Annotated in this window: 12 protein-coding genes; 6 read left to right on the top strand and 6 right to left on the bottom strand. The window is 66.7% G+C overall.

Features of this window, described 5'->3' with window-relative positions:
* Positions 1-34: 34 nt before the first annotated feature.
* Positions 35-2,788, bottom strand: coding sequence for a ribonuclease E/G (locus tag ACFJGT_RS10615; RefSeq protein ID WP_377848477.1), 2,754 nt, complete (start codon positions 2,786-2,788; stop codon positions 35-37).
* Positions 2,789-3,532: 744 nt separating this feature from the next.
* On the opposite strand from ACFJGT_RS10615, the gene ACFJGT_RS10610 reads away from it, so the two are divergent.
* From ACFJGT_RS10610 to prfB, 3 genes are all read left to right on the top strand, one after another.
* Entirely contained in the window at positions 3,533-4,720 is a 1,188-nt protein-coding gene (locus ACFJGT_RS10610; RefSeq protein WP_377848476.1) for an N-acetylmuramoyl-L-alanine amidase, read from the top strand.
* A 287-nt stretch (positions 4,721-5,007) separates the two neighbouring features.
* Complete coding sequence (locus tag ACFJGT_RS10605; protein ID WP_377848475.1) at positions 5,008-7,455, top strand: penicillin-binding protein 1A; 2,448 nt, start codon at positions 5,008-5,010, stop codon at positions 7,453-7,455.
* A gap of 181 nt (positions 7,456-7,636) precedes the next feature.
* Positions 7,637-8,765, top strand: a protein-coding gene (gene prfB, locus ACFJGT_RS10600) for a peptide chain release factor 2 (protein WP_377848474.1) whose coding sequence is annotated in 2 segments (ribosomal slippage) — positions 7,637-7,705 and positions 7,707-8,765 — 1,128 coding nt in all. Because the reading frame shifts where the segments join, the coding sequence is not laid out codon by codon here.
* Positions 8,766-8,840: 75 nt separating this feature from the next.
* On the opposite strand, the gene ACFJGT_RS10595 is transcribed toward prfB, so the two are convergent.
* Positions 8,841-10,151 (bottom strand): M23 family metallopeptidase, encoded by a 1,311-nt coding sequence (locus ACFJGT_RS10595; RefSeq protein WP_377848473.1) that lies wholly within the window; start codon positions 10,149-10,151, stop codon positions 8,841-8,843.
* 104 nt (positions 10,152-10,255) lie between these two features.
* The gene (locus tag ACFJGT_RS10590) at positions 10,256-10,720 is read right to left on the bottom strand and encodes a peroxiredoxin (protein ID WP_377848472.1); all 465 of its coding nucleotides are present in this window, start codon (positions 10,718-10,720) and stop codon (positions 10,256-10,258) included.
* A 313-nt stretch (positions 10,721-11,033) separates the two neighbouring features.
* Here ACFJGT_RS10590 and ACFJGT_RS10585 point away from each other — a divergent pair, with 313 nt between their 5' ends.
* The gene (locus ACFJGT_RS10585) at positions 11,034-14,390 is read left to right on the top strand and encodes a DUF3971 domain-containing protein (protein ID WP_377848471.1); all 3,357 of its coding nucleotides are present in this window, start codon (positions 11,034-11,036) and stop codon (positions 14,388-14,390) included.
* Positions 14,391-14,563: 173 nt separating this feature from the next.
* Here ACFJGT_RS10585 and tyrS read toward each other — a convergent pair whose 3' ends face one another.
* Both tyrS and ACFJGT_RS10575 read right to left on the bottom strand, forming a co-directional pair.
* A complete protein-coding gene (gene tyrS / locus ACFJGT_RS10580) occupies positions 14,564-15,817 on the bottom strand; it encodes a tyrosine--tRNA ligase (RefSeq protein ID WP_377848470.1) in 1,254 nt (417 codons plus the stop codon).
* A gap of 94 nt (positions 15,818-15,911) precedes the next feature.
* Positions 15,912-16,139 carry a hypothetical protein gene (locus ACFJGT_RS10575; RefSeq protein WP_377848469.1) on the bottom strand — a complete coding sequence of 76 codons (228 nt, stop codon included), beginning with the start codon at positions 16,137-16,139 and terminating at the stop codon, positions 15,912-15,914.
* Between the two features lie 122 nt (positions 16,140-16,261).
* On the opposite strand from ACFJGT_RS10575, the gene gcvA reads away from it, so the two are divergent.
* The gene (gene gcvA / locus ACFJGT_RS10570; RefSeq protein WP_377848468.1) at positions 16,262-17,212 is read left to right on the top strand and encodes a transcriptional regulator GcvA; all 951 of its coding nucleotides are present in this window, start codon (positions 16,262-16,264) and stop codon (positions 17,210-17,212) included.
* 10 nt (positions 17,213-17,222) lie between these two features.
* Here the strand turns inward: gcvA and ACFJGT_RS10565 are convergent, their stop codons facing one another.
* Positions 17,223-17,894, bottom strand: coding sequence for an alpha/beta hydrolase (locus tag ACFJGT_RS10565; protein WP_199090157.1), 672 nt, complete (start codon positions 17,892-17,894; stop codon positions 17,223-17,225).
* A gap of 290 nt (positions 17,895-18,184) precedes the next feature.
* Here ACFJGT_RS10565 and ACFJGT_RS10560 point away from each other — a divergent pair, with 290 nt between their 5' ends.
* Entirely contained in the window at positions 18,185-19,390 is a 1,206-nt protein-coding gene (locus ACFJGT_RS10560; RefSeq protein WP_377848962.1) for a cysteine desulfurase family protein, read from the top strand.
* The last annotated feature ends 39 nt before the right edge of the window (positions 19,391-19,429 follow it).

Genomic DNA, 19,429 nt, shown 5'->3' with positions numbered 1-19,429 from the left:
GGGCTTCTTCATTCATACAGCTTTTGTGCTGCGATCAGGAGCGGCCGGCGAGCCGGTTCCACCAGCCGCCACGCTTCGGGCGGTTCGGGTCCGGCTCGGTCAGCACGACCGCAACGGGCTCCTCAGCCGGGGCCTTGACCGGGGCGGGTTCCGGCGCCGAGGCGGGCTCGGCCGGAGCCGCAACGGCCTCGGGAGCGGCAACCGGAGCTTCGGCCTTCGCCTCGACAGGGGCTGCCGCGGCTTCCGTGGCAGCCTCGCCGCCCTCGGTGATCGGCACGACCTTCTTGCGCGAACGGCTGCGCTTGGGCTTCTCGGCCTCGGCCGGTGCGGCCTCGGCCACGACCGTCTCGGCCTTGGCCTCGGTCTCCTTGGCGGCCTCGGCCTTCGGCTTGCGGGAGCGGCTGCGCTTCGGCTTGGCGGCTTCCGTGCCTGGCTCCTCGGCGACCGGCTCCGGAGCGGCTTCAGCAACCATTTCCGCGACGGGCTCGGCAGCGGCCGGGGTCACTGCCTCGTCACCGTCTTCCTCGCCCTCGTCGCCTTCGTCGTCACCCTGCGCGCCATCGAGCTGCTGGCCCTGCTCGTCGCGCTCGCCGCCACGCCGACGACGGCGGCGGCGCCGACGACGGCGACCGTTTTCGCCCTCGCCACGCTCGGACTGATCCTGAGCCTCGGCGGCTGTGGCCTCGGTCCCGCCGGTCTCGGCATCGAGAGCCGCCGCTTCAGCGGCGGCGTCGAGCGCCTCGTCGTCGACATCGGAGGCGATCGCCTCGGCCTTGAAGCTGGTCGGGACGACGCGGCCCTCATTGCCGACGAATTCGCCGCGCTCGACCTCGAAGTAACGGGTGCCGAGGAGATTCGCGTCGGTCGAGATCGTGATCGCGATGGCGAAGCGGGTTTCGAGATCGGCGAGGTGGGCGCGCTTCTGGTTGAGCACGTAGAGCGCCACCTCCGGCCGGGTGCGGATGGTGAGATTGTGCGAGGCGCTCTTGATCAGCGTCTCCTCCAGCGCGCGCAGGATCTGCAGCGCGACCGACGGGATCGAGCGGACCATGCCGGCGCCGGCGCAATGCGGGCAGGGCACCGAGGACGATTCGAGCACGCCGGTGCGGATGCGCTGGCGCGACATCTCCAGCAGACCGAAGGCCGAGATGCGGCCGACCTGGATGCGGGCGCGGTCGTCCTTGAGGCACTCCTTCAGCTTCTTCTCGACGGCGCGGTTGTTCCGGTTTTCCTCCATGTCGATGAAATCGATCACGATGAGGCCGGCAAGGTCGCGCAGGCGCAGCTGGCGGGAGATTTCCTCCGCCGCTTCGAGATTGGTCTTGAGGGCGGTGTCCTCGATATTGTGCTCGCGGGTCGAGCGCCCGGAGTTGATGTCGATCGCGACCAGCGCTTCCGTCTGGTTGATCACGAGGTAGCCGCCGGACTTCAGCGTCACCGTGTTCGAGAACATCGCGTCGAGCTGGCTCTCGACGCCGAACGAGGCGAAGAGTGGGGTCTGCTCGCGATAGGGCTTCACGCTCTTGGCATGGCTCGGCATGAGCATGCGCATGAAGTCCTTGGCCTCGCGATAGGCGTTGTCACCGGCGACGTGAACCTCGTCGATATCCTTGTTGTAGAGGTCGCGGATCGAGCGCTTGACGAGGTTGCCCTCCTCGTAGACCAGCGCAGGCGCGACCGAGGCCAGCGTCAGCTCGCGCACGCTCTCCCACATCCGCATCAGGTATTCGTAGTCGCGCCGAATCTCGACCTTGGTGCGCGAGGCGCCGGCCGTGCGCAGGATCAGGCCCATCCCCTCGGGAACCTCGAGCTCGGTCGCGATTTCCTTAAGGCGCTTGCGGTCCTCGGCATTGGTGATCTTGCGCGAGATGCCGCCGCCCTTGCCGGTGTTCGGCATCAGCACCGAATAGCGGCCGGCGAGCGAGAGATAGGTGGTGAGGGCAGCGCCCTTGTTGCCGCGCTCTTCCTTGACGACCTGAACCAGGATGATCTGGCGGCGCTTGATCACCTCTTGGATCTTGTACTGGCGGCGGGACTGGCGGTGCGGACGCTCCGGCATGTCGTCGAGGGCGTCGCCGCCGCCGAGCTGCTCGGGAGCCTCTTCGGCATCCTCGTCGCCGTTCTCGTCGTCGCTATCGTCCTCGGACGGCCCGCGGGCTTCGCTGCCCGTTTCCTCGGACGCCTCGACCGAAACCTCCGTCGCCTCGACGGCAACGGTCTCGAAGGTCAGCGGCGCAGCGTTCGCGGCGGCATCTTCGGTGGTCGATTCGGCGACGTCCGGCGCGAAATACTGGCCGAAGGCGGGCGCGCCCTCGTTGACCATGGCGGCTTCCTTGCCGTCGGTCTCGACCTGGACGTCCTCGCTCGTCGCTTCGACTTCGGCCGAGACAGTCTCGTCCGCGGCGGCCTTCTTGGCGCGGTTGTCGCGATCGCCGCGGCGGCCACGATCACGGCGGCCGCGCTTTTCGCGGCGCTCCTCGTCGCGTTCCTCGTCACGATCGGCGCGGGCCTCGTCGTCGAGCAGCGCCTGACGATCGGCGACCGGGATCTGGTAATAGTCGGGATGGATCTCGGAGAAAGCGAGGAAGCCGTGGCGGTTGCCGCCATACTCGACGAAGGCCGCCTGGAGCGAGGGCTCCACGCGGGTCACCTTGGCGAGATAGATATTGCCGCGGAGCGGCTTTCGGCTGGCGGATTCGAAATCAAACTCTTCGACGCGGGACCCGCGGACCACCACGACCCGGGTCTCCTCCGGGTGGGTGGCATCGATAAGCATCTTGTTGGCCATAAGATAGTTCCATTGGCGCGGCTGCCGACCAGGGCTGCGCGGCTACGGACAAAAATCCGCCGCCGCGGGCAGGGGTGCCGCGAGAAGGCCGGAGCAAGCCGGCATGTTGCAGGAGGGAGGAAGAAGCGGTCGAGACAGGAAGGCGGCTCGGAACAGCCACTCGGGCGACAAGCCCGGCGCGGTTCCGCAGGTTCGGACGGTTCACCGATTGTGCTAGCGGCGTCTTATGCCCCGTCATCTGTCCTGACCTGCGATGCTCCGGCCGGGCGGCCAGGCGCATCGCGTTTGCACGCTCGCAAGACAGGGCAGGGCGCAGAATACACGCAATCCCGATGCCAACCGTCTGCGGACGATCCGTTGCGGTCGTCTTGTTGCCACCACTCCGCTGGGGAGCACCGGCCCAACCTGCTTCGGACGCCGACGGATCGCACGATCCGGATGTGTCCCTCGGGCAGGCTGACAAGCAACCTGTTCCATTACAGACAGGTGATAGTGATTTGCAAGTCACATGACGGCTGCATCTCACGCCGCCCTCGGCAGGGCGGTTCACGGTCTCGGGAAGAGATGGTAACGGGCTGTTAGGATTTCAGCGCCGTTATGGTTAAACCCTCGTAACAATAAGCGGGAATTTTTCTCCTGTTCTCGTGCATCAGCCGCGCCGATTCGAGCCGTTGCGATGCGCCGTGGCGATCCCGGGCGCTGCGGTGCGCGCTGGCTCTTGCCTGCCTGCTGGCGGTCGAGCCGATGGCGGGTTTCCTGCCCGCATTGGCGCAGCCGAAAAGCGAGCCGCGGCCGCAGAGCGAATATCCGGTCGCGACCGACGCCCGCATCGAGCAGAACGGCGAGACCGTGCGGCTCTCGATGATGCTGTCCGCCTCCGTCGCGGTCGATGCCTGGGTGCAGGCGTCGCCCGACCGCGTCATCGTCGAGCTGCCTTCGACCAATTTCCAGATCCAGTCCTCGGCCAAGCGCAGCGCCGGTTTCGTCAGCGGCTATCGCTATGGCCTGTTCACGGCCGACAAGGCCCGAATCATCATCGACCTCGCCCATCCCGCCACGATCGCCAAGGCGGAGGTGAAGACGGTGCGCGGCGGCTTTGGCGAACTCACGATCGAATTGAAGAAGACTGCGCGGGCCGATTTCCTGGCCGAGGCCGGCAAGGTGCTCAAGCCGGCACCGGCCATTCCGGCCCCGGCGTCCGCCAAGGCCGCGGGCGAGACGCGTCGGACCATCGTGATTGATCCCGGCCATGGCGGCATCGACCCTGGCGCGACGGTTGCGGCGATTGCCGAGAAGGCCGTCGTCCTCGCCTTCGGCAAGGCGCTCAAGGAGCAGCTTGAAGGCAATGGTCGCTATCGCATCGTCATGACCCGAGACGATGACCGATTCGTCTCGCTCGGCGATCGCGTGCAGATCGGGCGCGGCGAGCAGGCCGACCTGTTCATCTCGATCCATGCCGATTCGCTGACGCAGGCTCAGGAGGTCCGCGGCGCCACGGTCTATACCCGCTCCGAGCGCGCGACCGACGCCGAGGCGGCAAGGCTCGCGGCCAAGGAAAACGAGGCCGACGCCGTCGCGGGCTTGGAGACCAGCGAGGAATTGCAGGACGTTGCCGGCATCCTGATGGACCTCGCCCGGCGCGAGACGCGCACCTTCACCGGGGTCTTCGCGCGCAATCTCGTCGAGAAGCTCGGCGGCTCGATCAAGATGCACAAGATTCCGCTGCGCTCGGCGCGCTTCTGGGTGCTGAGCGCGCCGGACGTGCCGTCCGTGCTGATCGAACTCGGCTACATGTCGAGCCCGAAGGACGCCGAATTGCTGAACTCGCCGGAATGGCGCGGCAAGGCCGTGACGGCCGTATCTGCGGCGATCGACGATTATTTCGCCCGCGAGCGCGCTTCCGTCGGCAAGGCGGCGGAGAGCCGGAACTAGAACGTGCCGACGTGCTGTCATCCCGTGCGCACTGCGGCGCATAGCGCCGCTGCGCAGACACGGGATCGTCAACCGGAAAGGGCGCCTTTTCGGGCGGCGAGGAGTGTGGAACACGAAGCGGCACGCAGACCCGGGCTGACGGCGTGGCCTCGCCGGACGGTGTGAGATGATGCGGAATGTGGTCGCGAGGCCACGGTTCCGCCATCTCCGTCATGTTATAGCTATGATTTGCGAAGCGCCCCGATCTGGCGCACGCCGGGTGGGAATTACGGGGTCCAGGGCCTGAGATGCGGTTCATTCTGCGAATCTTCGGATGGTTGTTCGCCGCCGGCGCGATCGCTTTCGTGATCGGCGCCGCCATCGCGGGCGGTTTGATCTGGCATTACTCGCGTGACCTGCCGGATTACGCCCAGCTCCGGAATTACGAGCCGCCGGTGATGACCCGCGTCCATGCGGGCGATGGCAGCCTGATCGCCGAATATGCGCGCGAGCGGCGCCTTTACCTGCCGATCCAGGCCGTGCCGAAGCTCGTCGTCGACGCGTATATCTCGGCCGAGGACAAGAACTTCTACAAGCATATCGGCGTCGACCCGGAAGGTCTGGTCCGCGCCGCGATCTCCAATTTCCGCAACCGCGCCGCCAATCGCCGGCCGCAGGGCGCCTCGACCATCACCCAGCAGGTCGCGAAGAACTTCTTCCTGAGCCCCGAGCAGTCGATCGAGCGCAAGATCCGCGAGGCGCTCGTCGCGCTGAAGCTCGAATCGACCTACTCGAAGGACAAGATCCTCGAGCTCTACCTGAACGAGATCTATCTCGGAGCGCCGGCGCCGGGGCAGGGCAGCTACGGCATCGCCGCGGCGGCGCTGAACTATTTCGGCAAGTCGGTGCATGAGCTGAATCTGCAGGAAGCCGCCTATCTTGCAGCGCTGCCGAAGGCCCCGACCGATCTCCATCCCTTCCGCAATCGTGACCGCGCGATCGAGCGCCGCAACTACGTCATCGATCGCATGGTCGAGAACGGCTACGTCAAGCGCGAGGCCGGCGAGACCGCCAAGAAGCAGCCGCTCGGCGTGAACCCGCGCACCGTCTCGCCGAACCAGATCGCCGCCGGCTATTTCGCCGAGGAAATCCGCCGCGAGCTGCAGGATCGCTATGGCGAGAAGAAGCTGCTCGAGGGCGGCCTCTCGGTTCGCTCCACCGTCGACCCAAAGACGCAGCTGATGGCGCGCAAGGCGCTGGTCGATGGGCTCGTGCGCTTCGACGAGGCACGCGGCTGGCGCGGCGCGATCCAAAAGATCGATCTCGGCGGCAAGGAATGGGGCACGGTGGTCGGCGAACTGCCGGTGCTCGGCGACGTCGCGCCGTGGCGGCTAGCCGTGGTGCTCGAGGTCAATGGCGACAGCGCCAAGGTCGGCCTGCACCCGCTGCGCGATACGGCCGGCCACCTCAACAAGGAACGCCAGATTCTGACGCTGGCGGCCGACGGCATCAAATGGACCCGCCGCGCCCGCGTCGGGCAGGCCGTCGCGGTCGGCGACATCGTCTATGTCGAGCCGATGGATAACCGGCCGGGCTTCGCGCGGTTGCGGCAATTGCCGGAGGTCAACGGCGCCATCGTCGCAATGGACCCGTTCTCCGGCCGCGTGCTGGCCATGGTCGGCGGCTTCAGCCACGACCAGTCGGAGTTCAACCGCGCGACGCAGGCGCTGCGCCAGCCCGGTTCCTCGTTCAAGCCCTTCGTCTACGCGACGGCGCTCGACAACGGCTACACACCTTCCAGCATCATCCTCGATGCCCCGATCGAAATCGATCAAGGCGCCGGCCTCGGCATGTGGAGGCCCGAGAATTTCGACGGCAAATCGACCGGCCCGCGCACGCTGCGCTACGGCATCCAGTTCTCGAAGAACCTGATGACCGTGCGGCTTGCCAAGGATGTCGGCATGCCGCTGATCGCCGAGTATTCGCGCCGTTTCGGCATCTATGACGATCTGCAGCCGGTGCTGTCGATGTCGCTCGGTGCCGGCGAGACGACGGTGATGCGCATGACCGCGGCCTATTCGATGCTGGTCAATGGCGGCAAGCGCATCCGGCCGACCCTGATCGACCGCATCCAGGACCGTTCGGGCTCGACGATCTTCCGGCACGACCAGCGGGTCTGCGAGGGCTGCAACGCCGAGAAATGGGCGAATCAGTCGGAGCCACGGCTCGTCGACAACCGCGAGCAGGTGCTCGACCCGCTGACCGCCTACCAGATGGTCTCGATCCTCGAAGGCGTGGTCAATGCCGGCACGGCGACGGTGGTCAAGTCCGTCGGCAAGCCGCTGGCGGGCAAGACCGGCACGACCAACGACGCCAAGGATGTCTGGTTCGTCGGGTTCTCGCCGGATCTCGCCGTCGGCGTCTATATGGGCTTCGACAAGCCGAAATCGCTCGGCACTTCGGCGACGGCGGGCCAATACGCCGCGCCGATCTTCCGCGACTTCATGAGCGTCGCGCTGAAGGAGAAGCCGGCGACGCCGTTCCGCGTTCCCGCCGGCATCAAGCTGATCCGGGTCGATCCCCGCACCGGCATGCGCGCCGGCGGCGAGGGCGGCATCCTCGAAGCCTTCAAGCCGGGCACGGCGCCGCCGGACAGCTATTCGGTGATCGGTGCCGCGGGCGACGGCAGCGCGCCGCTCGGTGTCGGGGCAGGTGGTGGCCGCGCCGTCGGCTCCGGGACCGGCGGTCTCTACTGATCTGACGACAGACGGTTTTTCGACGCCCGGAGTTACCCTCCGGGCGTTCCCTTTTTCAGCCGGATGCCGTCATCGCCAACGCGATGCGCGGGGGCGATCTTGCCTCGGGCGTTTACAGCCGGGCCTTTCGCCCCTATCTCAGCCCCTCAAGAGAAGCCCACAAGGACGTCCAGACGGAATCATGCGCCCCGAAATCCAGACGCAGCTCGATAACGCCAAGCAGTCGATCGGACTGCTGAGGAGGCATCTTTGACTGGGATCAAGCCCAGCGCCGCCTAGCGGAACTCAACGCCCTCTCCGAGGGACCCGATTTCTGGAACGATGCCGAAACCGCGCAGAAGCTGATGCGCGAGCGCACCTCGCTGGAGACCCAGATCGACGGCATCATCAAGCTCGAGCGCGAGCTCGACGATGCGCTGACCCTGATCGAACTCGGCGAGATGGAGGATGATGCCGCCACCGTCACCGAGGGCGAGCAGGCGATCAAGGCCGTGCAGGATGAAGCTGCCAGGCTTCAGGTCGAGACTTTGCTCTCGGGCGAGGCCGACATGCTCGACACCTATGTCGAGATTCATCCCGGCGCGGGCGGCACCGAGAGCCAGGACTGGGCCGAGATGCTGCTGCGCATGTATCGGCGCTGGGGCGAGCGGCGGAAGTTCAAGGTCGAGACGCTCGAGTACCAGGACGGTGACACCGCCGGCATCAAGTCGGCGACGCTGCAGTTCAAGGGCCACAACGCCTATGGCTGGCTGAAGACCGAATCGGGCGTGCACCGCCTCGTGCGCATCTCGCCTTTCGATTCGAATGCCAGGCGGCAGACCTCCTTCGCCTCGATCTGGGTCTATCCCGTCGTCGACGATCGTATCGTCATCGACATCAACGAATCGGACTGCCGGATCGACACCTATCGTGCGCAGGGCGCCGGCGGACAGCACATCAACACGACGGATTCGGCGGTGCGCATCACGCATATCCCGACCGGGATCGCGGTGTCCTGCCAGCAGGAACGTTCGCAGCACAAGAACCGGGCCAAGGCCTGGGACATGCTGCGCGCCCGCCTCTACGAGGTCGAGCTGAAGAAGCGGGAAGAGAAGGCCAATGCCGAGCAGGCCTCCAAGACCGATATCGGCTGGGGCCACCAGATCCGCTCCTATGTGCTGCAGCCCTACCAGCTCGTGAAGGACCTGCGCACGGGCGTCAGCTCGACGGCGCCGTCCGAGGTGCTCGACGGCGATCTCGACGCCTTCATGGAGGCGTCGCTGGCACAGCGCGTCTATGGCACCGAGGTCGAGGTCGAGGATATCGACTAGTTCCAAGGCACCAGCCATCCGCAAACGAGAAGGCCGCGCCCTGGAGCGCGGCCTTCTTCGTTTCGGAGGGCTCTGTCAGAGCGCGTTCGCGAGCAGCTTGCTACCCGCGCGCAGGAAGCGGGTCGGATCGACCGGCTCGTCGTTGATGCGCGTTTCGTAATGCAGGTGCGGGCCGGTCGAGCGGCCGGTGGTGCCGACCCGGCCGACCACCGTGCCGGCCTTGACCATCTGGCCGGTCGTGACCGAGATCGCCGACATATGGGCGTAGCGGGTGGTCAGGCCATTGGCATGCTCGACCTCGACCATGTTGCCGTAGCCGCCGTTATATTCTGCGATCACGACCTTGCCGGGCGCCGTCGCCATGATCGAGGAACCGGTCTCGGCCCGGAAATCGACGCCGGTATGCATCGCGAGGCCGCGGGTGAAGGGGTCGGTGCGGTAGCCGTAATTCGAGGTGAAGTCGTGGTCGCCTGCCATCGGCCGGGCGAGCGGCAGCTGGTCGATCACGCCGCGCAGGCGCATGACCGCGGCGAGGCGCGGCTGGAGGGCGTTGAGGGTCGCCGCGAAGGCGCCCTCCGACGGATCGAGCTTCACCGGCACGAACGGCCCACCCATGCCGCCGGCTGCGGCGCCCGGGGCGGCGAGGCGCTCGGGGTCGAGCCCGGTTTCGGCAAGCGCACTGCGCAGGCGCTTCTGGGCGGCCGCGACGCGCTCGTCCATGTCCTTCAAGGCCGAGATCTGGGCGTCGGAGGTTCGCGCGATCGCGCCGTCGAGCCTGGTCAGGGCGGCATCGACACGCTTGGCCGGCGGTTCGGCCGGGGTTTCGCCGGATTGCCAGCCGCCTGCCGCGCCGCCATCGGCGCCGCGCAGCGAGGGCGTCTCGGGCGCCGGCGTCGGCTTGTTCGGCAGGATCGGGGCGAAGCTGGTCACGCCGGAGGCACGGATCGGCTCGCCGGGCTTGATGACCTGCGAACGCAGCGGCAGCTTTGCGGCCGGGATCAGGCCACTGGATTGCAAGGTGTCTGTGAGGGCGGCGACCAGCGACTGGCGCGATTCGAGCTCGGCCTGGCGGCTGGCAAGCTCGTCGACGCGCGTTTCGACGCCGTCCTGATCGAGCAGGGCGCGGCTGGCGTAGCGATCGATATCGGCCCGCAGGGCGGAGATCCGATCCTCATAGGCATATTGGCGCGAGGTCTCGCGGGCGATCATCCTGGCCGCGAGGTCGTCGCTGCTGAGGATGTACCAGCCGGCGGCGCCGCTGCATGCCGTGCTCAGGGCGAGCCAGGCGAGCCCTGCAAGCATGGTGGAGCGGCGCACCGTGTAGGTCTTGTGGGAGACCAGGCCGACGGTCGAGAGGGCGGGGGCTGTCTGGGACTGATGATGCATACGCAGAACCGGTAATCACGCTGCCGATACCGCCATCAGACATTGTTAGGGTTAATCTTTCGCAAATTCCGGCCCGTGCAACGCCTCTGCAATGCTTCAGAACGTCAAAGTGCCTGCGCCGCCGCGAGCACCTCCTCGGCATGGCCGGCAACCTTCACTTTGCGCCAGATCCGGGCCAAGCGCCCCTCGGCGTCGATCAGGAAGGTCGAGCGCTCGACGCCCATATAGCTGCGCCCATACATGCTCTTCTCGACCCAGATGCCGTAGGCGTTCGCCAGAGCCTGCGCCTCATCGGCCATGAGCGGGAAGTCGAGCTCGTATTTGCGCTTGAAATTGTCGTGCTTCTTCGCCGAATCCGGCGAAACGCCGATGATCTCGGTGCCGCAGGCGGCGAATTCCCGGCGCAGCCGATTGAAGGCGATCGCCTCCTCGGTACAGGCCGGGGTGTTGTCCTTGGGGTAGGCGTAGAGCACGATCTTGCGACCGCGCAGAGCGCCAAGGCTGATCTCGCCGCCGCCATCGCGTGGGAGCGTGAAGTCTGGTGCCGGATCGCCTTCCTGCAAAGCCATGGTCGTTGCCTTCCTTTCGTCGCCTTCTCACTTCATGGAGCCCGCCATCCGGGCTGGCGAGCCGCCTCACGGCGGGAACCCGGCGAATCGTTGGACGTTTCCATTTCCGGATTGCCGAATCGCCTCGCCGGACCGCATCGACATGCATGCCCCCTTCCGGGATTGCGGCAAGGGGCGATCGGCCGCATCCTGACACGAACCGGCGCAGGCGCCGAAGAGGACCAAGCGGATTTTGTCGGATCACGAAGCAAAGGCTGCGACCGTCGGGCAAGGAGATGCATCGCCCGCGGGCGAAGCCTGTGACGTCACGACCGTGAAGCGACGGGCCAAGGCGGGCCTCGCCATGATCTGCGTCGCGGTCACCGTCGCCCTGGTGGTGCTGGCCGGCGCGGCAGCGACGCTTCTTGCCACCGGCATCGTTCCGCTGTCGGGCTTCGAGGGGCGCATCAGCGCTGCGATCGAGGAGCGGCTCGGCCCGGACTGGAAGGTGACGGCTGCTTCCGCCGAGCTCGGCCGCATCGACGGGCGTTCCCAGCTCCGCGTGCGGCAGGTCTCGTTCCAGCATGTCAGCGGCGCCGTGATCCGGGCGCCCGAAGCCCTGCTCGGCTATGCGCCGATGGCGCTGCTGACCGGCGACATCAAACTCGTCTCGGTCGATCTGCGCGGCGTCAATGTCCGGCTCGGCGTCACCAAGGACGGCGCGCTGGTGGTCAATGCCGATTCGGCCCCGGTCGAAGCGCCGCCGCAGTCGACCGTGCCGGACGCTGCCCAATGGAATGCCTTTACCGGCATCATGGGCGCGATCTCGACGCTGGCCCGCGGAGACGGCCTCCTCGGCGCGCTCGAGGAAGCCGGCATGAACGGCGCGCGGTTGTCGCTCGTCGACCCCGATGGCCGCCAGAAGGCCGGCCTCGAAGATGTCGAAATCAGGCTGACCCGCATCGCCGACCGTGGCACGCGGATGACGATGAAGGGGCGGACCGGCCAGCGCTGGAAGGAGCTGGCTGTCGATCTCTCGACCGAGGCCGACGGCACGCAGCGCGCCGATATCGATATCCAGCGCTTCGAGCCTGCCGAGGTGGTCGCGCTCGCCTTCGGGACGGCCGGCGTCTTCGTGGAAGGCCTGCCGATGCAGGGGCGCGCAACCCTGAGGCAGTCCCCCGACGGCAAGAAGTCGATCACCGCCCGGATCGGGGTGCGATCCGGCACGCTGCGTTTTCCGGAAAGCCCGATCTCGTCCTTCGCGGTGGATTCGGCCGATATCGAGCTGGCGAGCGGCGCCGACCTGTCCGAGCTCAATATCGTCCGCAGCGAGATCAAGGCCGGGGCCACGCAGTTCGCCGCGACGGGCTCGCTGCGGGAGGACAATGGCGGCTGGCGCATTGCGCTTGACGCCAAGGGCCAGCTCGCCGGGATCGATGCCGACCCGCCGGTCCAGGTCGAGAGCCTGAAGGCCGGGATCCGGCTCGATCCGGCCAATAATGCCGTGGCCATCGATTCGATGTCGCTGCGTGGGCCGGTTGCGTCGGTCGACATGTCGGCCCTGGTTCAACGGGTGAACGGATCTCCGCTGCAGCGCTTCGCGATCAAGGCGGCAAATTCCGATGCCCGGGCACTTCTTGCGATCTGGCCGGGCTTCACCTCGCCCGAGGTGCACGGCACGCTGCGGCGCCAGCTTGCCGCCGGGCGCCTGAAGTCGCTGTCGGTCGATCTCGACCTGGCGCCGGAGGATCATGCCCGCCTGATCAAGGGCGAGGGCATGCCCGATTCCTCGCTCTCGGTGATGATCGATGCCGATCGGGTCCGCTACCTTCCCGATCCCGGCCTGCCGCCACTGACCGATGCGACCGTGACCGGGCGCGTCGGCGGACGCACCGTCCAGCTCGCCATCGGCAAGGCCACGGCCGAGCTCGGCGGCGGACGCCAGCTCCAGTTGAGCGATGGCAGCTTCGCCATGCCCGAATACCATCAGCATCGCGCGCCGGCCCGGATCGGCTTCCGCGCGCTCGGCTCGATGGATGCGCTGGCGGCCTTGTTCGCCTTCCCATCCCTGAAGGACTTCACCCCCGGCAAGATCGATCCCGCGGCGATCAAGGGCACGAGCGACCTGAAGGTCGGCATCACCCTGCCGCTCGCCGATGACCTGAAGCCGGACGAAGTCACCGTCACCGTCACCGGCACGCTGGCGAATGTCGCTTCCGACACGCTTCTGGGAACGGAGAAGCTCGAAGCGGGCAACTTTGCCGTCAATGTCGATCGCAATGGATTGTCGTTGCGCGGCGATGCGCGGGTCGGCGGCGACAAGGCGCAGGTCGAGCTCAAGCAGAACGGCAAGGGCCAGGGCGAGGCGATCCTGCAGCTCGCGCTCGATGCGGCCGCGAGGCAGCGGCGCGGCTTCGGGACCGATACGGGCATTTCCGGGGCATTTCCGGTGAGGGTGGTCAAGCCGCTCGGCAAGGGCACGGAGCAGCCGCCTCGCGTCGAGATCGACTTGGCCAAGGTCGCCCTCGACGGTGTGGTTCCGGGCTTGAACAAGCCGTCCGGGCGGCCGGGCAAGGTCAGCTTTGCCTATGTCGCCGACCCCGAAGGGCCCGATCTCGAGGATTTCTCGCTGGAAGCGGGCTCCACACTGATCAAGGGGCGGATCGAGCTGAACAAGCAGAACGGGCTGGACAGTGCGAGCTTCTCGCAATTTCGCCTCTCGCCCGGCGACAACCTGAAGATCGATGCGAAGCGGGACGGCAATGTCGTCAAGCTGACGGTGCGCGGCTCGGTCGCGGATCTGCGCCCCTTCATCAAGGACCTGCAAAGCCCGGGATCATCGGGCAAGGGCGACAAGTCCGGCGGCAAGGGCGGCGATTACGATGTCGATCTCGACGTGCCGATCCTGACCGGCTTCAACAACGAAGCGATCACCAGCGGCACGCTGAAATTCGCCAAGCGCGGCGGCGATATCCGCTCCGCCAATTTCCAGGGTCGGATCGGCAAGGCCGATGTCTCGGCCCGGCAGAGCGGCCGGGGCGAGGGTGGGCAGCTCGTCGTCCAGTCCGAGAATGGCGGGTCGCTGCTGCGCTTCCTCGACCTCTACAACAAGGCTTATGGCGGCGATCTCGTGCTGACATTGGGGCCGGGGGAGAGCCAGAGCGGCGACCTGCTGTTCCGCAATTTCCTGGTCCGGGACGAGCCTGCGCTGCGCCGCGTCGTCAGTTCGCAGCCGGCGAGCGCCTTTGCCGGCGACAGTGCGGCCGAGCCGCGCATCGATGTCAGCGAGGTCGCCTTCACCAAGCTCAAGGCCGAGTTCACCCGCTCTGCCAGCCGGCTCGACGTGTCGGACATGGTGATCTGGGGCCAGCAGGTCGGCTTCACCTTGCAGGGCCATGTCGATTATGGCCGCGACCGCGTCGATATCGGCGGCACCTTCGTGCCGGGCTATGCCTTCAACAATGCCTTTGCGCAGGTGCCGGTGGTCGGCGCGCTGCTCGGCGGCGGCAGCCAGTATGGCGGGCTCTTCGCTGTGAATTTCCGGATTTCGGGTGCGGCCAGCGCGCCGACCATGTCGATCAACCCGCTCTCGGCGCTGGCACCCGGCATCCTGCGCCGTTTCGTCGACCCGCTCGGCGGCGCGCCGGCGCAACGGCCGGTCCAGCCGCGGCAGACGCAGCCACGTTGAAGTGTGTCATCCCGCACGCGCTGCGGCACGTCAGTGCTGCTGCGCAGATGCGGGACCGCTGTCCGGAGAGGGCGCCTTCTCGTCATGCGATCCCGTGTCTGCGGCGCATCGCTTCGCGCTGCACCGCGCACGGGATGACACGGGCCTATAGCAATAACGCTACCGCCGCGCCCTTATTCCGGGCGCAGCAGGATGTGCTTCTTCTTGCCGAAGGAGAGCTTGATCACGCCTTCCGACGTGAGGTCCCCAACACCGAGCAGCGCACGCTCGTCCGTCACGACCACGTCGTTGACGCGCAGGCCACCTGCCTTGACCTGGCGGCGGGCCTCGCCGGTCGAGGGCACCAGCCCCGCCTTGACGAAGGCCGTCAGCACGCCGACGCCCGGCTCGATCTCGGCGCGCGCGATCGCGACGCTCGGCAGGTCGGCGGCGAGGCCGCCTTCCTCGAAGGTCTTGCGTGCCGTCTCGGCCGCAGCCTCGGCCGCCTCGCGGCCATGGACGATCGCCGTGATCTCGGTCGCAAGGATCTTCTTGGCTTCGTTCAATTCGGCACCGCCGAGCGCGGCGAGCCGGGCGATCTCGTCCAGCGGCAGGCGCGTAAACACCTTGAGGAAGCGGCCGACATCGGCGTCCTCAGTGTTGCGGAAATACTGCCAGAAATCATAGGGGCTGAAGACGTCGGCATTGAGCCAGACCGCGCCATTGGCGGTCTTGCCCATTTTGGCGCCGGACGAGGTCGTCAGCAGCGGCGTCGTCACGCAATAGAGCTGCGGGCCGCCCATCCGGTGCGAGAGGTCGACGCCGTTGATGATGTTGCCCCATTGGTCGGAGCCGCCCATCTGCAGGCGGCAGCCATGGCGGCGGTTGAGCTCGACGAAGTCGTAGCCCTGCATGATCATGTAGTTGAATTCGAGGAAAGACAGCGACTGCTCGCGGTCGAGCCTGAGCTTCACCGAATCGAAGGAGAGCATGCGGTTGACCGAGAAATGCCGGCCGACATCGCGCAGGAACTCGACATAGTTCAGCTTCAAGAGCCAGTCGGCATTGTTGGCCATCATCGCGTCGGTCGCCCCGTCGCCGTAGCGCAGGATGCGGCCGAAGACTCGCTTGATGCTCTCGATATTGGTCGCGATCTCCTCGACGGTGAGCAGCTTGCGCTGGTCATCGCGGAAGGAGGGGTCGCCGACCATGGATGTGCCGCCGCCCATCAGCGTGATCGGGCGATGGCCGGTCTCCTGGAACCAGTAGAGCATCGTCAACGAGATCAGGTTGCCGATATGGATCGAGGTTGCCGTAGCGTCATAGCCGACATAGGCCGTCTGCGTTCCCTGCCGGCACAAAGCATCGAGGCCCTCCGCATCGGAGACCTGATGGATGAGGCCGCGCTCGTCGAGAACGCGCAGGAAATCGGACTTGTAGGTGGTCATGGCGGCTTGCGATCTGATGGAGGTCGTTCCGCCGTCGTCTAGAGCATCGGGCCGAAAAGTGGAAATCGCTTTTGCGGCAAAGGCGCTCGCAGCCTCATCCGGGGATGCGGTCGAGCCAGATATCGGCGGCGTCGCGTGGGCTCGGAGGCTCCACGACATCGCGTGAAAGGCCCAGATCGCAAAGCGCGCGGTCGTCGAGCATCGCGAGACGGTGCTGGGTGCGGATCGCAGCCGCATGGCGCTGCCAGAGCATCAGCAGGTCGTGCAGAAGGGACGAGCCGCTGGATGTCTCCAGCGGCGCCGCATGGGAGGCGCAAGTCATGATGGGTATCCTCTCGGAAGCGGGCGCTACCGCCCGCTTTGTGAGGATGAATCTGAGCCAGGCAGGGCGCGGGCACAAAGCGGAAGATTGTCACCTGCCATAAACAGGGCTTATGCTTCTTCATGCCCTCGCACCCGCCGCCGCCCAAGCTTCCGCCCCTCGCAGCGGTCCGCGTCTTCGAGGCTGCGGCCCGCCATCAGAACTTCACCCGCGCCGCCGAGGAGCTCGGCATGACGCAGGCGGCGGTGAGCTATCAGATCCGACTCCTGGAGGATCGGGTCGGAGCGCCGCTCTTCCTGCGCCAGCCGCGCCAGGTCGTGCTGACGGCGATCGGCCAGCGGCTCGCCGGGCCGGTCGGCAAGGCGCTCTCCGATATCGGGACGGTGTTCCGCGACATCTGCGAGGAAAACCAGACGGTTCTGACGATCTCCTCGTTGCAGACAATGGCGATCACCTGGCTGTCGCCGCGATTGGCGCAATTCCAGATGGAGAACCCGCAATTCGCCGTGCGGGTCAGGACCTCGCAGCATCTCGTCGACTTCACCACCGAGGCCGTCGATCTCGCCGTGCGCTACGGACCGGGCTCATGGCCGGGCGTGACGGCGGAAAAGCTGTTCGATTGCCATTACGCTCCGCTCTGTTCGCCGGAATTGCGAGAGCGATTGCAGTTGCGGGAGCCTGCCGACCTGCTGCGGGCGCCGATGCTCAGCGCCGAAGAGGGGGCGTGGAAGGATTGGTTCGCCGATCTCGGCCTCGACATGCCCCGGCCGGGCGGGCGGACGATGTCGTTGGAGATGCAGGCGATGAGCGTTCAGGCGGCGATGCGCGGGCATGGCGTCGCGATGGCCGTGCCGGAGCTCTTTGCCTACGACATCGCGGCCGGGCGGCTCGTCTATGCGGTCGAGCACGCGGTCCGCGACGAGTGGGCCTATTGGATCGTCTACCCGACGGAGCGCCAGCGCGAGCGCAAGATCAGGCTGTTTCGCGACTGGATCCTGGCGGAGGCGCGGGCAGCGCAGATGACGCTGCCCGTCATGGCGTCGAGCCGGGGGCTGGTCCGCCCGTCTCCTTGAGCGGGCAGGCTCAGGCCTGTTCCTGCTCAGTCTTGAGAATCTCGGGCCCGACCTTGGCGTCGAGATAGGCGCCGACCTGGCTCATCAGCACATCGACCTTGCCGTCGAAGAAGTGATTGGCGCCCTCCACGACCGTATGCTCGATCTGGATACCCTTCTGGGTCTTCACCTTCTCGATCACGGCCATGACTTCCTTGACCGGCGCGACGCGATCCTCCGAGCCATGGACGAACAGGCCCGAGGACGGGCAGGGCGCCAGGAACGAGAAGTCGTAGCGGTTGGCCATCGCCGCGATCGAGAGGAAGCCCTCGATCTCCGGGCGGCGCATCAGGAGTTGCATGCCGATCCAGGCGCCGAAGGAGACGCCGGAGATCCAGCAGCTCTTGGCCTCGGGGTTGAGCGCCTGCATCCAGTCGAGCGCCGCGGCGGCATCCGAAAGCTCGCCCGCGCCATGGTCGAAATGGCCCTGGCTGCGGCCGACGCCGCGGAAATTGAAGCGCAGCGCCGAGAAACCGCGGTTCACGAATGTGTAGAACAGGTTGTAGACGATCTGGTTGTTCATCGTCCCGCCGAATTGCGGGTGCGGGTGCAGGATGATCGCGAGCGGCGCACCCCGCTTCTTCGCGGGCTGGTAGCGGCCCTCGATCCGGCCTGCCGGCCCGTTGAAGATAACCTCTGGCATCGTCTCACCGCTTCTTGCGGCAGTGCCGGCGCGGGCGGGCAGAAAGCGGGCGCATGCCTGCTCGAAACCCGGCCACCCTTGACGGCGCCACCATGCGCGCCCTAGATGAAGAGCGCTTAGAATAGTTCTAACAGCCGTGAACAAGTCGAGAACAAAACGGTGGATCGCGAAAGCGAACCGCGTTTCGACCCTTCCGGCCGGTTCGGATGGGCGGCTATAGCACGGCGCACAGGTGCGATTTCAAGCATTTCGTATCAGTGGGCGCCGATAACGAGGATGGAGCAGGCAGCATCGTGACGGCGGGACGCGCCTATCTCGACCATAACGCCACGACCCCGGTGCGCCCGGAGGTGGTGGAAGCGGTCGCGCATGCGCTGACGCTGCCGGGCAATCCGTCCTCCGTCCATGGCGAGGGACGCGCTGCGCGCGCCGCCATGGAGCGGGCGCGCGAGCAGGTCGCGAGGCTCGTCGGCGCCAAGGCCTCGAATGTCGTCTTCACCAGCGGCGGCACGGAAGCGAATGTCGCCGTGCTCTCGCCCGGCCTGATGGATTGCGACGGCGGGCGCGATTGCGTGCGGACGCCCGCGACGCTTCTGCTTCATGGTGCGACCGAACATGCCTGCGTCCGTGACGGACATCGCTTCCCGGCTGGCGCCGTCGAGGTGATCCCGGTCGATGCGAGCGGGCTGGTCGATCTCGCCTGGCTCGATCAGCGGCTGGCGCACTTCGTCACCGAGAACCCCGGCGCCCGCGCCCTCGTCTCGATCCATCTCGCGAATAACGAAACCGGTGTGATCCAGCCGATCGCCGAGGTTGCCGCGATCGTGCATCGCCATGGCGGCCTCATGCATAGCGACGCTGTGCAGGCAGCCGGCAAGATCGCCATCGATATCATGGCTCTCGGCGTCGACGTGCTGACGCTCTCGGCGCACAAGATCGGCGGTCCCAAGGGCATCGGCGCGATCGTCTTCAGGACGGGCGCGCTCGAACTCGCTGACAAGCCGATGCGCGGCGGCGGGCAGGAGCGGGGCTGGCGTGCCGGAACCGAAAACCTGCCGGGAATCATCGGCTTCGGCGCGGCGGCTGAGATCGCCGGCAAGGTCTTGGCTGAAGAAGCCGTGCGGCTTGCTGGCCTGCGTGACCGCCTGGAGACGGGGCTTGCAGCGCTGTCGCCGGAGACGGCGATCTTCGCCCAGTCCGCGCCGCGCCTGCCCAATACCAGCGCCTTCGCGACGCCGGGCCTCAAGGCCGAGACCGTGCTGATCAAGCTCGATCTCGCCGGTGCGGCGTTGTCGTCCGGCTCGGCCTGCTCGTCGGGCAAGGTCAAGCGCTCGCATGTGCTCGATGCGATGAAAATCGACCCCGCCATGAGCGCAGGGGCCTTGCGGGCCTCGCTCGGATGGACCACCTCCGAGGCTGATATCGATCTCTTTCTCGCTGCCTACGAAAAGCTCGTGGCCGCGCAAGCCGATCGGGGCGCCCGGGCTGCCGCCTGACGCGTTCCGCAACAGAAGAAATTGAACCGGCGGGCCTTG

The sequence above is a fragment of the Allobosea sp. UC22_33 genome (genome assembly GCF_042700715.1).
In the GTDB taxonomy this organism is placed as follows: Bacteria; Pseudomonadota; Alphaproteobacteria; order Rhizobiales; family Beijerinckiaceae; genus Allobosea.
This window is presented reverse-complemented; position numbering and strand designations above follow the sequence as displayed.